Origin of the sequence: Pseudoalteromonas sp. DSM 26666, assembly GCF_900116475.1 — a bacterium.
In the GTDB taxonomy this organism is placed as follows: Bacteria; Pseudomonadota; Gammaproteobacteria; order Enterobacterales; family Alteromonadaceae; genus Pseudoalteromonas; species Pseudoalteromonas tetraodonis.
In genome coordinates, this window is sequence record NZ_FPAR01000003.1 from 315,433 (window position 1) to 330,210 (window position 14,778).

12 protein-coding genes are annotated in these 14,778 nt (G+C 39.7%); 3 read left to right on the forward strand and 9 right to left on the reverse strand.

Annotated features, from left to right (window positions below; translation table 11 throughout):
- Positions 1-217: 217 nt before the first annotated feature.
- Together BM380_RS07625 and BM380_RS07630 are read right to left on the reverse strand one after the other, a co-directional pair.
- Positions 218-1,549, reverse strand: coding sequence for an MFS transporter (locus BM380_RS07625; RefSeq protein ID WP_090493820.1), 1,332 nt, complete (start codon positions 1,547-1,549; stop codon positions 218-220).
- 113 nt (positions 1,550-1,662) lie between these two features.
- Positions 1,663-2,439, reverse strand: coding sequence for a type 2 periplasmic-binding domain-containing protein (locus tag BM380_RS07630; protein WP_024601439.1), 777 nt, complete (start codon positions 2,437-2,439; stop codon positions 1,663-1,665).
- Positions 2,440-2,694: 255 nt separating this feature from the next.
- Here BM380_RS07630 and BM380_RS07635 point away from each other — a divergent pair, with 255 nt between their 5' ends.
- Positions 2,695-3,405, forward strand: a complete 711-nt coding sequence (locus BM380_RS07635; RefSeq protein WP_090493821.1) for a VC0807 family protein — start codon at positions 2,695-2,697, stop codon at positions 3,403-3,405.
- Between the two features lie 72 nt (positions 3,406-3,477).
- Here the strand turns inward: BM380_RS07635 and BM380_RS07640 are convergent, their stop codons facing one another.
- From BM380_RS07640 to dps, 3 genes are all read right to left on the reverse strand, one after another.
- Complete coding sequence (locus tag BM380_RS07640; RefSeq protein ID WP_028835688.1) at positions 3,478-3,921, reverse strand: c-type cytochrome; 444 nt, start codon at positions 3,919-3,921, stop codon at positions 3,478-3,480.
- Positions 3,922-4,501: 580 nt separating this feature from the next.
- Positions 4,502-6,244, reverse strand: a complete 1,743-nt coding sequence (locus tag BM380_RS07645) for a SulP family inorganic anion transporter (RefSeq protein ID WP_024601437.1) — start codon at positions 6,242-6,244, stop codon at positions 4,502-4,504.
- A gap of 185 nt (positions 6,245-6,429) precedes the next feature.
- Positions 6,430-6,954 carry a DNA starvation/stationary phase protection protein Dps gene (dps, locus tag BM380_RS07650; RefSeq protein WP_090493823.1) on the reverse strand — a complete coding sequence of 175 codons (525 nt, stop codon included), beginning with the start codon at positions 6,952-6,954 and terminating at the stop codon, positions 6,430-6,432.
- Positions 6,955-7,302: 348 nt separating this feature from the next.
- On the opposite strand from dps, the gene corA reads away from it, so the two are divergent.
- Positions 7,303-8,259: a magnesium/cobalt transporter CorA gene (corA, locus tag BM380_RS07655; RefSeq protein ID WP_016900502.1), complete on the forward strand. Its 957-nt coding sequence runs from the start codon at positions 7,303-7,305 to the stop codon at positions 8,257-8,259.
- A 33-nt stretch (positions 8,260-8,292) separates the two neighbouring features.
- Here the strand turns inward: corA and BM380_RS07660 are convergent, their stop codons facing one another.
- The 3 genes from BM380_RS07660 to BM380_RS07670 all read right to left on the reverse strand — a co-directional run bounded on the left by BM380_RS07660 (position 8,293) and on the right by BM380_RS07670 (position 10,196).
- A complete protein-coding gene (locus BM380_RS07660; RefSeq protein WP_016900500.1) occupies positions 8,293-8,655 on the reverse strand; it encodes a DUF2237 family protein in 363 nt (120 codons plus the stop codon).
- 164 nt (positions 8,656-8,819) lie between these two features.
- Positions 8,820-9,239 (reverse strand): CBS domain-containing protein, encoded by a 420-nt coding sequence (locus tag BM380_RS07665; protein WP_013465784.1) that lies wholly within the window; start codon positions 9,237-9,239, stop codon positions 8,820-8,822.
- A gap of 177 nt (positions 9,240-9,416) precedes the next feature.
- Complete coding sequence (locus tag BM380_RS07670; RefSeq protein ID WP_013465783.1) at positions 9,417-10,196, reverse strand: DUF2189 domain-containing protein; 780 nt, start codon at positions 10,194-10,196, stop codon at positions 9,417-9,419.
- A gap of 226 nt (positions 10,197-10,422) precedes the next feature.
- Between BM380_RS07670 and BM380_RS07675 the strand changes: the two genes are divergently transcribed.
- The gene (locus BM380_RS07675; protein ID WP_090493825.1) at positions 10,423-12,303 is read left to right on the forward strand and encodes an MFS transporter; all 1,881 of its coding nucleotides are present in this window, start codon (positions 10,423-10,425) and stop codon (positions 12,301-12,303) included.
- 61 nt (positions 12,304-12,364) lie between these two features.
- Here BM380_RS07675 and katG read toward each other — a convergent pair whose 3' ends face one another.
- On the reverse strand, positions 12,365-14,632 hold the full coding sequence (gene katG, locus BM380_RS07680) for a catalase/peroxidase HPI (RefSeq protein ID WP_090493827.1): 2,268 nt from the start codon (positions 14,630-14,632) through the stop codon (positions 12,365-12,367).
- Positions 14,633-14,778: the final 146 nt, after the last annotated feature.

Here is a 14,778-nt window from a genome sequence, read left to right on the forward strand (position 1 = left end):
CACTGATAAGCTTATGACATTGTTCAAGAATCCGTTCCGAGATCATTTATAAACAAAAAGTGGTTAATATGCAATTATTATTGTTTTTAATTGTAAACAACGTTAATTGTTAGGTGTTTGTTATTGCTATTATTAGCTTAAAAATTATTGATATTTTCTCTAATTTTGTTGGCTAACTTTTGAGACGCTTCATTTAATTGAAGCTGAAAGTGAAGCGCTATGCACTTTTTTGCTCGTTTTCTAGATCTTTAAACAGCTCCCCTTGAGGATGTTCAAAAAACTCATCATCTATTTCTTCGTCATCCACAACCAACATTTGATCTTGTGCGGTAGTTTCTTCAATACGGGGATCCATAGTGGCTGCCAGTGGCGAGTTAGTTACATCGGACGTACCGACCACATAATCACTGGGTTCAGGCTGCTCTACTTTTTGTTTAGAATTAATAAACGTGAGTAATAAATACATGGTTACGGTTAATAGCGAAATAGACGCATACAATGCTTGGTGACCAAAGTAGCTCATGATCTGTGCGTTAACTGTTGAGCCTATTGCTGCACCGGCGCCAAAAGCAACCAATAACGCTGATGACACGCCCACGCGCTCTTCGTCTTCAACTCGCGAATTGGCCAGTGCCGAACAAAGCGGATATAAAGTAAAGGCAAACAAACCAAATATAAAGGTGAGTATGTAAGCAATTAACTGTGAGCTTGGTAATAAAAACAATGCCAAACTCACAATGCCTATGGCTATGGCATTAGTACGAATTAATAAACTACGGCGAATACGGTCAGAAAGCATGCCCATTGGCCACTGTGCTAGCAGGCCGGCTAAAATAGTTAGCGACATAAAAATAGCAACTTCAGCGGCGTTAAAGCCTGATAACTTGGCAAAAATAGGTGCTAGACCATAAAAGCTACCATTAATAATGCCTGCAAAGTGCACCGCAGTAAGCGATTGTGGCACTTTTTTAGCGTAATCAAATAGGCTCATTTTTATCGGTTTTAAGGGTTTTGGGTGAATTCTACGGGTGATAGAAATAGGAATAATACCGATTGCTAACGCCATGCACACCAAAAATAGCGGCGCATAACCTAGCTCAGGAAATTGTGCGAGCGCTAATTGCCCTAAAATCATCCCCAAGTATGAAGTGATCATATAAAACGAGAATACGCGGCCGCGTGATTCGGGGGCTGACTGTTCATTCAGCCAGCTTTCTAGCACCATGTAATTACACATCATACCTAAGCCAACAAAAAGCCTAAGGCCTAACCATATATAAAGATTATCACTCACGCCGTGAGCAGCCACACAGGCTGTCACTGCAGCAGTACTGGCGGCAAAGGTTCTGATGTGACCTACCGATTTAATAAGATGATAGCCAAGTTTTGAACCCAGTAATAAGCCAAGGTAATAACACGAGGTCATTAAGCCTATCCAAAACGTAGACGTGCCTTGTTTACCTAAATAAAGCGCTAAATAGGTAGTAAGTAAACCGGTACCAATAATTAAAAATAAATTGGCAAAGTACAGTGACGGAAATGATTTCATTAAAATGCAAATTATGAGCTAAGACAACTAGATACTAGAGCAAGCGAGAAGGTTTTCCAAGCTGTAAAAGGGAGTTTTATATGGCGCAACCCTATGCAGGCTTTAAATAGAGGTTAATGAATAAAATAATCATTTAATAATATTTTCATTTCACCGTTTTGCAGATATTCGGTAATTTTTTTGTTTATTTTTTCAAAGTCTTTTTTATAGCTTGGGTGGCAAATAATATTATCGTTAATGCTCACCGGTGAGTAGTTATTACTATAGGGTAGATGGGGGTGTATATTTAACGCTTTATAGGCAAAGTTAATATCGGGGTAAAACGCTAATATTAAGTCTACTCGCCCGAGTAATAAAAGTTGTAAGCTTTCCATTTCGCTATTTACTTCAATTACTATTTTGGCTTTTTCTTTTATTCTATCTAGCTCACGACTACTGGGCACCCCTCGAACAATGCTAATAATATCGCTGTTATTAATTTGGCCTACGTTTGAAATAACTCGCTTTGGGTTATTAGAAACCACTTTGATCAGTGCTTTGTTAAAAGGTGTGCTGTGTAAAATGTTTTTAGGTAATGTAATCCCTTCTGAGCCATCAAAGGTGTCCTCACCTGGTGCATAGCAAGCAACAGTTTGTTTTAAAAACTCAAGCTTAGCGCGTTTCATTGGCATGACTTCAATTATGTATTGATCACTCAGTTTTGTATCTGCGAGTGCTTTGGTTAATAACGCATGATAAACCCCTTGGTGTTGATTATTAGCAGCGTGTTGAAACAGTCCACTTAATTCGGCAACAGCAATAATTTGTTTGGCAGCGGCCTTTTGATGCACACAAACCATCAATAAAAATAACCAAAAGTACGATGTAGATAAATACTTACTACTGAGCATGACTTTAAACTAATTTATTTTTTGTAGCTTTAATATAGTCTTTGAGGGCTGAAAATACGACTGGTGATTTAATTAACGCCTCAATTTATACCTATATTACTGCAGAGTAAGCGCTACATAATAAAATAATATGACTAAGTGCCATGCTAGAATAGCGGGCTTATTGCGGGTATTATGCAAAGAAGCAATATTTAGCATTATTTATTCCACATTAGGGGAAATTAATGGCAGCAGTAATATTTTTTGGAACTAAAAATGACCAGTAATAATCAAGCCACAAATAAGCGTAAAAAAAATAATCCGCTTATCGAAATAGTCTTTAATATCATCATCCCTTCAGTCATTTTAATGAAGTTTTCTGGCCCTGAATATTTAGGCAGTGTGACTGGTTTAATTGTCGCGCTTATATTCCCTATTAGTTACGGTATTTATGATTTTATAAAAGCGGGCTCATTAAACTTCATCTCGCTATTAGGCTTTTTAAGTACTTTGCTTACCGGTGGTATTGCCTTGTTTGAGCTAAACGTTGAGTGGTTAGCTATTAAAGAAGCAGCTATTCCGGCAATCATTGGTTTTACCGTGCTGATGTCGGGCTTTTTTGGTAAACCCCTGCTAGCCAAACTTTTATTAAACTCACTTTTATTTAAGCTAGATACTATTTATGATGCCTTAGATGCACGAGGCAATACACAAAGCTTTAAACAAAAAATCACCAATGCTAATTACCTCTTAGCGCTGACCTTTGTGTTTTCATCTACGATGAATTACATCCTTGCTAAATGGATTGTTACCAGCCCTGCAGGCTCCATTGAATTTAACGAACAGCTTGGTGAAATGACGCTATTGAGTTATCCGGTAATTGCTATTCCGTCTATGCTCATGCTCATTGGTATTTTTGTTTATGTAATTAAAGTACTGACTAAGTTAACCGGTATGAAGTTTGAAGACATGGTTAATGCTGAATAGGGTTATCCATAATCTATAATAAAAAGCCGTTGTTTAATAACGGCTTTTTTGTTGATGTTTACTTATAAGTATTTATTTGTAATCTGAGTACTTCGTTCTGTGATAAGGAATAAGTTTATAATTTGGTTGTAAAAAGGTCACTAAATCAGTGAGTTCAGAAACGGTCATGGTGTCGTTAAATACCGTCATTTTAGATGCTCCATCGGGGGTTCTAGCATCAGCTCTGTAAGGCCTCGAAAAGCGGTGCGAAGGGTTAATAACCGATGTAACTAACTCAGCATAAGTGACTATTTTGGTTTTATTTCCGCCTAGTCTGATAGAAATATCGTCATGTTTTTTTATACTGTCATCTTCTACACCTGCAAGCGTATGGCATGCCAAACACTCATACTTAATAAAAACGGCTTTACCTTTTTCAGCATTTCCCTCTGGTAAGCTAAACCCCCTTGGAGAATCAACGCCTTTATCGCAACCTGCAAGTGCAATTAAGCATAAAATTATTAATGTATATTTCATGGTAGCTCCTTTGTCTTTCATTGGGTTTAGTGAGCGGCAATTGATAAACCATAGCCATAAACAACTTATGGCTAATTAGCTAAAACTAAAAGCGACCGCATTAGCGACTAAACTATGTATTTACTGCGCTGTATGATATTTGCATCTGGCTATTGTTTGTATTTTTAAGGCTTAGTAAGTAGCAAGAAAAGGTAATAAGGCTACGCTTATTATCAAGTGTTGATTTATTAAAATGCTTGAACACTCTATTGTTTTTATAAAGAGTCATTCACAATAAATGACTCATCTAGGGTCTGTTGACCTTTCAAGGTTAAATTTGCAGCAGTCTGTTTGGTATTTAGGCAAGACAGAGCCTATGTGGTGTGGTTATTCCCCATAAATAGGCGATAACGTAGCATCAATGCCAAACAGGCGCTGCCCGAAGGGTTCTGCCTAGGGACGATTTACTCTTTGTTACTCGGTTTTTACTTAGCCCACTAGGTTACAAACCTCGCGCCGCGATTAAACCGCCCCTAGTTTGAACAAATTTTAATCCACAAAGGTCAACAGACCCTAGTGTAGTTGAGGAAAAATAATAACCCTAATTATTACCTGCATTTATCTCTTCGGAGTTTTGCGATTGAAACATCGTAACCTCGTCGACATGCTGACTGACGCTGTTTTTTTGTAAGGCAATGTATAAGTCTGAATGAATATAAATACCGTCTTTACCTGAGGCGATACCAGCGGTTTTAAACCAAGAAAGTAGCTGGCGTTTTCTTCCTGCTAGCTCTAATCGAATACCTCGTTTTTTAAATATCACATCTAGGTCTGCGAGCATGGCCATAACGCTTAAATCAAGATGAGTGAAGCAGGGCACAGCATCAATAATGACACATTGTGTGTCGTCTTTTTGTCTTGCATATTGCTCTAACAAGCGGCGTTTAAAATAACTGGCATTAAAATAGGTTAAAGGAGAATTAAAACGATATATAAAAACCCCTTGTACTGCTTTGGCTTTATCTGTTTCGTCTAAGCTTCTTACTACGCCTTTTATATCCACACCTAAAATGGTGTCTGATGGGCGCATAACAGTTCGAATAAATTGAAATAACCCTAGTAATACAGCAAGGGTAATTCCTGGTATAACACCAATAAACAGCACAGCAAAAAGTGTGGCTGAGGCTAAGTAAAATGCCTGCTTATCTTTAAATTTTAATTGCCAGACTGCCTTTAAATCAAGCAGGTGAACAGAGGCAATTATTAATACAATCCCGAGTGCAGCACTGGGAATAAATTCAAGCGGCGCCGTTAAAAAAAGAGCGATAACGCCAATAATAGCGGCAGCTATAATCGAAACTAATTGGGTTTTTCCGCCAGAGTCGTCGTTTACGGCTGTGCGTGAGTCGGCACCACTAACGGCAAAGCCTTGTGATAATGCTGACGCTAAATTAGCGATGCCCAAGGCTCTAAATTCTTTATCGGCATCGATGTCGTAGCCATTCTTTGCTGCAAAGCTTCGCGCCGTTAGCATCATGCTGACAAAGCTAACTATGGCTAAGTTGAGTGCCGGTACAACAAGTTCTCGAATAATACCCACGTCAAATACTGGAGTGTTAAACACAGGCAAACCACCGGTTACTGTGCCTATGGTTTTTATTTCAAACTGCTCTAAATTAAACAACCAAACGAATACCGCACCTAGTGCAATGGCAAACATAGAGGCTGGCCATGTAGGTTTTAAGCGCTTTAACACAAAGTAAACGCCGAGGGTAAATAAAGCCATTAGCAAGGTGGGAATATGAGTTTGCGATAAATACGTAGGGACGCCACCTAAACGCTCAAGCAAGTAGCGCTCATCAAAGGTAAAGCCAAATACTTTAGAAAACTGACCAACAATAATGGTAATAGCCACACCGTTTAATAACCCCATTAAAATTGGTTTAGATAAAAAGTCGGCTAATACACCTAGCTTAAAGCGGCTGGCAATAAAGCACCAAAAACCGGTCATTGCGGTCATGGTGATCACTAATTGCCAATGTTTAAAGCTATCGCCTGCAGCAAGTGGAGTAACAACGGCTGCAATAACCGCACATGTTGCGGCATCAGGGCCAATAATAAGCTGTTTAGAGGTACCAAAAAGTGCATAAAGCATCATAGGTAATACGCAAGAATACAGGCCAACTGCAGCATTAACGCCTGTAAGTTGCGCATAAGCTATAGCAACAGGTAAAGCAACGGCTGCAACCGATAATGCCGCTCTAACATCATCTGCAAACCATTGGCGTTGATAATTAAATAAGGTGTGTAAACCTGGCATAAAGCTATATAGACGCGACAACACTTCAAATTCCCTGCTAATAATTAGGAGTCGATAGTAAGTTCTCTTTAATAATAAGTATAGTAACTAAACGTGTTAGATGCGCTAAATAGGGGGATTTCTAGTGTATTAATAAGAGGAATATAGTTTAAAAATAAAAAAGCCCAGTAAGTTACTGGGCTTTGTAAGTCAAATGACAGCTTTAAAAATTAGCTATTCAATTGACCAGTAGATGATTCTATGTGGGCGCGAACAAACCACTGATATTGCTCAAGCTCTGCAAGTTGCGCAATGATCATATCTTCAGATACCGGATCAAGCTCAGCAAGTGATTCTATGGCTTTACGGTGATCACCGTTAACGCCGTTATATACTTTGTCTAATGCGGCTAAGTGTTCAGTTACTAAGCCTTTACCTATGGCATAATCTTCCCATGAACGACGCTCAACAATCGATTTTGGTGTGCCAACTGGGACGCCGCCTAAAGTGGCAATACGTTCTGCTATGGTGTCGGTCATTTCACGGACGGTTTCTACTTGTGGGTCTAGCATTTCATGTACGCCAATAAAGTTTGGACCTACTACATTCCAATGAATATGTTTTAAAGTTAGCTGTAAATCAATTAGCGCTACCATGCGATTTTCTAGTACAGATATTGCTTTATTTGCTGATTCGTTTTTTACACCGGGAGCGGTAAATTCAGCGACTTTATTTGCATTATTACTGTTACTCATGATTCCTCCTACTATTTCAAAAATAGTGCTCGCTTTACTCTAGTGAGTATTTAAATTGCGATAACGAACACCTCTTGTATTTATAGAAGCAATCGTCATGCCGATAGTGATATAGCTTTAACTAACTGAAAAATAGCAGTTTAATTTTTATTTATAGTACTTGATAAAGCAGTAAGATTAAGTGCATATGAAAAATATGCACTTTTTTGTAAATTCTGCAAAACAGCAGTACTTTAAAGTGTTAGCGAATAGCGTGCCCTTTATAGTGGTTATAATGAAGGTATTATCATTGTTGATTAATGTCCTGTTACATATACTCAACTTAAAGATTCATTAAAGGAGAAGTGTATGTTGAGGTTTTTTTCCATCGAGCAAGGAGTGATCAAAGAGTTAGCGCCTTTACCTGATACCCCTGTTGAAGTATCCATAAAGAATGCACATTGGATTGATACTATTAATCCAACACCGCAGGAGCAAAATGCGCTTGCAAAAACGCTCAATATAACTTTTCCAGATTCGGTAGATGTAGAAGAGATTGAAACGTCGTCTAGGTGCTTTATCGATAATGAAGGTTTACATGTGCATGCATTGTTTATGTCACCTAATGAAGGGCGATTTAATACTGTAACGGTAGCTTGTTTGTTGCAAAACAATTGCTTACTTACTATTCGTGATGAGGAATTGGCTGATTTTAGACTACTGCGCTTAAGAGCGCGCAAAGGTCAGGTGGCATGCGATACAGCAAAACAATTATTAATCACTTTATTTGATCAAAAAGTTGAAAACCACGCGGATATGCTCGAAGACATGCATCATCAATTAGAGAAGCTCAGTGCTTATGTACTTGAAGAAGATAACTCAGACTTAGAAGAGGCGGTTGGTCGCATAGCTCGCTTAGAAGATGCTAATGGTAAAGTGCGTTTATGTTTAATGGATACGCGACGCAATATTTCGTTTTTAATACGCCGTATAGGCGCGCAAAATGACGAGCGCGAATCTCTTCGAGAAATTGTACTCGATATAGAAACTTTAATGTCGCACTGTACCTTTTTGTTCGACAAGGTGAACTTTTTGATGGATTCAACACAAGGCTTTATTAATATTGAACAAAATCAAATTATTAAAACCTTTTCTATTGCCTCAGTGGTTTTCTTACCGCCTACAGTAGTGGCTAGTGTTTATGGTATGAATTTTAATATAATGCCTGAGCTACAATGGGAATGGGGTTATCCATTTGCAATTGGCATTATGTTGCTGTCGGGCTTTGCCCCTTATTTATTTTTTAAACATAAAGGGTGGTTATAATACTTTAATATTGCAAGCTGAGCGCTCAAATCATTACCCGGTATATTGATGTGCTTTTAATACTTCAAGGGGAATAATATCTAGCGCTTTTTGGTTTGTTGCTTCAAGTACAACAGGAGGAGCAACATTTGCAGCAATGGCATGATACCAACGAATCGCACATAAGCACCACTTATCGCCAGCTTTTAAGCCCGCAAAATCATACAAAGGATTAGGGCTAATTAAATCGTTACCTTGCGCCTTAGAAAATTGCAAAAATTCGTCGGTCATAATGGCGCACACACTGTGATTACCAAAGTCTGAATCTGGCACATAGCAAAACCCTTCGCGAGTATAGCCGCCATTGCCACAACATAGCTGTAGGCGAGTTCCCAAGACATTTAATTGATTAGCCATATGACAAATTACCTTTTAGTAATAACTGCTGAAAAGAGCTGTTTACCATAACAGGCTGTTAGTGACTTAGCTATATACGAAGAGGCTTCTGGGTAGGTATTTGTTTATAAAAATAGCTGCGCTTTGAGTAAATTCAAAACGCAGGTTTTTTATTGTGCTATTAATTAAGATAATAGCGCCGCAGCTAAGCGCACAAAATCAGAAGAGGTTAAAATACCTACCAGCTGACCTTGCTCGCTAACCACAGGCATACAGCCATGGCGATTCTCTACAAAAAACTTAACCACATCTGATAATGGCTGAGTTGGAGTAACACTAATAAAGTCACTCACCATAATATCTTCTACTTTTGTGAGTTTTTCTTTGCGTTGTAGTGCATTTGCGCCAAAAGTAGCCATGATCCCCATTACTTTGGCGACCATAATTTTTTGCGTAAGCATGCCAACAAATGCGCCATCTTCGTCGATAACGGGAATGTGACGAACATTTTTTTCTTTCATTAAATTATGTGCGTCGTGCAAAGTACTTTTTATATTCACTGAGAATGGGTTAGGTGTCATTAAGTCTGCAACGTTTTGACTCATGTTTATTCCTTTATAAAGCGTGTGGTATATCACATTATATTAGCGCGCTTTTTAAGCTTTGCACCTTATTGAGATCAAGGTTTTTGCAGATTTAAGTCACAGGAGGGAAACAGGCATCACTTAATAAAACACCCTAAAGCGTTTTATTAAGTGATAAAAAATGACTATGGATGAATGTTATTCGTAACCACGTTCTTTTTTAGTTTTAATAACCGCAATGTAACCGTGCCAACTAGCGTAACTAAGTAGTGGCATAATAATAATGAATCCAGCGGCACCCGCAGCAAAGCCCAGTGCCACAAGTACAAATATACAAATAGACCATACCAGCATGGCTGCAAAGTTTTCTTTAACTGCATGGATTGAAGAAACCACGGCAGTCATTATATCAACGCGTCTTTCCATCATAATTTGCGGGGTAAATGCCGAAATTGAAAACACACTAACCAGTAAAATACCGCCAATAATACTGCCTATGGTTAAAAACGCCGAAAGCTCTTCAAATGTTGGGTTTGCATGGCTTGGGTACAATGCATGAACAATTGCAGCTAAGCGCATCCAAATAATCATAATTACCATAAGTAACACGGCAAAACCCCACTCACCTACAGGGTTACGAAACATCGATTTTAATGAATGGCTTAAAGTAGGTTTATGGCCTTTTTCAAGCTCCCAAGCCACATCGTACAAACCAACCGCAAACACAGGACCTATTAAGGCAAATGCAACCGTGGCTGGCAGTATGGCAAGGTGGCTGTCGGTAAGTACAACAGAGTAAACAATCGCTACGGGAATAAGTGTGAAGATTAAACCGTAAATTAAGCTCAGCATGGGCGCGCGCGCCATATCCTTAAACGCTAACGAAAGCCAATGAAAAGCGGCAAATGTATTTACTTTGTTGCACTCTAAACAACGTGCGAATTTGGTGTCTTTGTCTATTGTGTTTGTAGTTGGCATAAAGATGCTCCTTTTTTAGTCACCTTTTAGTTTTAGAACATAGATGTTTTATTTACAACTCATAAACAACTTATACGCAAGATTTAGTTGCATTGTTCATTTGTTAATCATTTTTATTGCGTGTTAGCGATTAGGTATATTTTTGAGCACGTACTTAAAAAAGTGGGTTCGTATTTCTTTTACACAGTGGTAATCTAAACGCTGTAGCTAATTTTAAGAGACCGTAATGAAGGAAAATAAACAACAATATCAAGGAGCTTTACTGAGCAGTAAACGGTTTTTACCTCTGTTTGTGACACAGTTTTTCTCCGCTTTAAATGACAATGTTTACAAGCAATCAATCCTCCTTATTTTAATTTTTCAGGCTGCTACGGTGGCCGATGGTGCTTTTTATTCTAACGTGGCTGCGGGATTATTTATTTTGCCATTCTTTTTATTTTCGGGCATGGCTGGTCAAATTGCAGAAAAGTTGGAAAAATCAAAGTTGATCAGCATCGTAAAGTTTTGCGAAATTCCAATAATGCTGGTGGGCGTGGTATCTATTTTAACCGAGCAGGTTTGGTTAATGTTAGGTACTGTGTTTTTAATGGGTTTACAAAGCACTTTTTTTGGGCCATTAAAATACTCAATTTTACCGCAGCATGTCGCTCCTCATGAATTAACCAAAGCTAATGGGTTAGTTGAATCTGGCACCTTTGTGGCTATTTTATTGGGCACCGTATTTGGCACTTATTATATAACTCAAGCTGCAGGCCCTGTTTATATCAGTATTGCAATAGTGAGCCTGGCGGTTATTGGTTATTTGAGTAGTCGTTTTATACCAAAAAGTGCTGCGAATGATGCTAATTTAAAGGTATCGCTTAACCCTATTTCCTCGACCAAAAGTGTATTTAATGCGCTTAACGCACAAACCGAGTCAGTGGGTAAATCAGTATTGGGGATCAGCTGGTTTTGGCTGATTGGTGCAGTGATATTAACCGCGCTCCCTAACTATGTAAAACATGTAATGGGAGGTGATGAGCTGGTGGTTACCTCAGCTTTAGTGGTGTTTTCGTTGAGTATTGCATTGGGGTCTTTACTTTGTGAGAAGCTATCGCGCTCACGTATTGAGTTAGGCATTGTGCCTTTTGGGGCGCTTTTAATTAGCTTGTTTTTATATTTATTAAGCCAAGAGCCAAGCATTGAGTTTTATCGCCAAACTAATGAATCGCTGCTTACCCTTGAGCAAGTGACTAATACCGGCGATATGCTCTGGCACTTTATTTGGATGGCCGGTATTGGTATTGCCGCGGGGTTTTATACGGTACCTTTGTATGCACTCATTCAGCAGCGTACTCACCCCGATAGCCGTTCACGAGTAATTGCAGCTAATAATGTATTAAACGCACTGTTTATGGTCGGCAGTGCCGTTTTAAGTATTGTAACTTTAACGCTATTACACTGGGATATTTCACAATTACTATTGTTATTAGCAGGGCTTAATTTACTCATATCGCTGTACATATATAGCAAAGTGCCTGAGTTTTTCTTACGTTTTATTATCTACATTTTAGCGATTTGCATGTATCGCGTGCGCACTAAAGGCGAGCTCAATATTCCCGATGAAGGGGCTGCCGTGGTGGTGAGTAACCATGTTAGCTTTGTTGATTGGATGTTTATTTTAGCCGCGTCACCTAGGCCAATTCGGTTTGTCGTGTTTGCCCCTATTTATTATTCACCAGCACTTAATTGGTTGTTTAAAATGGCCAAAGCCATTCCAATTGACAGCGAAAAAGCAAATCCTAAGGCGTTTAATAAAGCCTTTGACGATATCGCTCAGGCACTAGAGCGTGGAGAGCTGGTGGGAATTTTTCCTGAAGGCAAGCTCAGTGGAGATGGCGAGGTTGATGTATTTCGCCGTGGCATTGAAAAAATAATTCAGCGCACACCGGTGCCTGTTATTCCTGTCCATTTAGATGGACTATGGGGCAGTATGTTTAGTCGAAAAACGAAGTGGCGATTGCCTAGACCAAAGTGGTCGTTGGTCAGTGTGACTATTGGTGAAATGGTGGCTGCACAGAAGGTTAATGCCGATGATTTGCGCGAGCGAGTGGTTGCTTTAAAATAGCTTAATAATAAAAAAGCGCTGCAATTAATTGCAGCGCTATGGTTGTATTACTTAATGGTAATTAACGGTCTAAGTTCATTACTTTAGTCCATGCCGCAACAAAGTCTTCTACAAACTTTTGCTTTGATGTATCAAAGGCATACACCTCAGCAACTGCACGTAGTTCTGAATTTGAACCAAAAATCAGATCAACCGAAGTAGCAGTGTACTTTTGCTCGCCTGATTGACGATCAAAGCCTTGATAAATCCCCGCATCTGATGACTTTTTCCAAACCGTCGACATATCTAATAAATTAACAAAGAAGTCGTTATTTAGAGTGCCTGGCTTGTCAGTAAATACGCCGTAGTCAGTGCCTTTGTAGTTTGCATCAAGCGAACGTAAGCCGCCTACTAACACGGTCATTTCTGGCACGGTTAGGTCAAGCTGATCCGCTTTATCTATTAGCATTTCAGTTGGCGATTTATAGCTTTTTTCTGCATCAAAGTAGTTTCTAAAGCCATCGGCTGGCAGCTCTAATAAACTAAATGCATTAACGTCAGTTTTCGCTTGCGTAGCATCGCCACGGCCAGCATTAAACGGTACATCTACTGTGTAACCTGCATCTTTGGCTGCTTTTTCAATCGCTGCATTACCACCTAACACAATCAGGTCGGCTAGTGACACTTGGCTTTTGCTAAAGAAACTATCATTAAAGTCGGCTTGAATCGCTTTTAATACGTTAAGTACTTTTGCGGTTTCGGCCGGATTATTTACCGCCCAATCCTTTTGTGGAGCAAGCGCAATGCGTGCACCGTTGGCACCGCCTCGCATATCAGAGTCACGGTAACTGGCAGCAGAAGCCCAGGCTACACGTACTAACTCAGGTACACTTAAGTTTGAGTCTAAAATAGCGGCTTTAAGCTTTTTCACAGCACCAGCATCAATGTTTGATTTAGTCTCTGCTGAAATTGGGTCTTGCCAAATTAAGTCTTCTTTAGGAACTTCTTTCCCTAAAAAGTTACGTGGTGGTCCCATATCTCTGTGAGTTAATTTGTACCATGCTTTAGCAAAGGCCAGTTGATACTCTTTAGGGTCATTTAAAAAGCGCTCAGCAATTTTGCGATACTCTGGGTCAAATTTTAATGCTAAGTCGGCCGTAGTCATTACCGGTGCGTTAAACTTACCTTTAATATGAGCGTCAGGTACAGCGTTGTGTAACGATTCATCCGTTGGGATCCACTGAATGGCACCTGCAGGGCTGCGAGTTTGTTTCCACTCAAAGTTAAGTAGGTTGCTTAAGTACAGTGATGACCAGCGAGTAGGAGCTTGTGTCCATGCGCCTTCTAAACCACTAGATACGGTATCTTCAGAGTGGCCTTTACCACATTTGTTTTTCCAGCCTAAACCTTGCTCTTCAATACCGGCTGCAGCAGGCTCTGCACCTACACAGTCTTTAGGTTTATGCGCACCATGCATTTTACCAAAGGTGTGACCACCGGCGATAAGTGCCAGTGTTTCTTCATCGTTCATCGCCATGCGAGAAAACGCAACGCGAATGTTCTTAGCTGACCCAATTGGATCAGGAACCCCTTTAGGGCCTTCAGGATTTACGTAAATTAAACCCATGTGCGTTGCACCTAATGGGCGTTCTAATTTGCCGCTAGCATCTTCACGGTCGCTGGCAAGCATTTCTACTTCTGGACCCCAGTAAACCATGTCTGGTTCCCAGTCGTCAGTTCGCCCGCCGGCAAAACCATAGGTTTCAAATCCCATGTTTTCTAGAGCAATGTTACCTGCTAATACGATTAAGTCTGACCATGAAAGTGCTTCTCCGTATTTTTGTTTAATTGGCCAAAGTAAACGGCGTGCTTTATCCAAGCTTACGTTATCTGGCCAGCTGTTAAGCGGTTCAAAACGTTGTTGACCACCGCCTGCGCCACCACGGCCATCAAGCGTACGGTAGGTGCCTGCGCTGTGCCATGTCATACGAATAAAAAATGGGCCATAGTTACCAAAATCCGCTGGCCACCAGTCTTGAGATTGCGTAAGTAGGGCGTCAATATCACTTTTTACTGTGTCTAAATCTAGGCTGTTAAATGCCTCTGCATAATTAAAGTCTGCACCATAAGGGTTTGAACGTAGATCATGATCACGAAGAGGAGATAGGTTTAGTTGATCTGGCCACCAAAATTGGTTTGTTCTGGTTGCGCCCATTTTAGCCTCACCCATGCCAACAGCACCTTGTGGCTTAGACATTTGTGGTTTTTCTTGGCTAAAAGCAGAGCCAGACATAAGTGCCATACTTATAAATCCAACAAGTGCTTTTTTAGTAAATGATCGGTTTTTCATTGTCAGCTTCCTTAAAGTTAACGAATTTCGTTATATACAAAGCGTATTACTATTATTAAAAATAGAATCTAATAATTTAAAAATTAGTGAGCTTTTACTCCATTCAAGTTGTTGTTTACCAAGCTTGAATGACTAAGCAGTGCGAA

Bases quoted from the DNA above. Each gene is read 5' to 3' on its own strand.
- BM380_RS07635 (WP_090493821.1), top strand. From the start codon at position 2,695: ATGACCAGTAATAATCAAGCCACAAATAAGCGTAAAAAAAATAATCCG.
- corA (WP_016900502.1), top strand. From the start codon at position 7,303: ATGTTGAGGTTTTTTTCCATCGAGCAAGGAGTGATCAAAGAGTTAGCG.
- katG (WP_090493827.1), bottom strand. From the start codon at position 14,632: ATGAAAAACCGATCATTTACTAAAAAAGCACTTGTTGGATTTATAAGT.
- BM380_RS07670 (WP_013465783.1), bottom strand. From the start codon at position 10,196: ATGCCAACTACAAACACAATAGACAAAGACACCAAATTCGCACGTTGT.
- BM380_RS07630 (WP_024601439.1), bottom strand. From the start codon at position 2,439: ATGCTCAGTAGTAAGTATTTATCTACATCGTACTTTTGGTTATTTTTA.
- BM380_RS07640 (WP_028835688.1), bottom strand. From the start codon at position 3,921: ATGAAATATACATTAATAATTTTATGCTTAATTGCACTTGCAGGTTGC.
- BM380_RS07675 (WP_090493825.1), top strand. From the start codon at position 10,423: ATGAAGGAAAATAAACAACAATATCAAGGAGCTTTACTGAGCAGTAAA.
- dps (WP_090493823.1), bottom strand. From the start codon at position 6,954: ATGAGTAACAGTAATAATGCAAATAAAGTCGCTGAATTTACCGCTCCC.
- BM380_RS07665 (WP_013465784.1), bottom strand. From the start codon at position 9,239: ATGAGTCAAAACGTTGCAGACTTAATGACACCTAACCCATTCTCAGTG.
- BM380_RS07625 (WP_090493820.1), bottom strand. From the start codon at position 1,549: ATGAAATCATTTCCGTCACTGTACTTTGCCAATTTATTTTTAATTATT.
- BM380_RS07660 (WP_016900500.1), bottom strand. From the start codon at position 8,655: ATGGCTAATCAATTAAATGTCTTGGGAACTCGCCTACAGCTATGTTGT.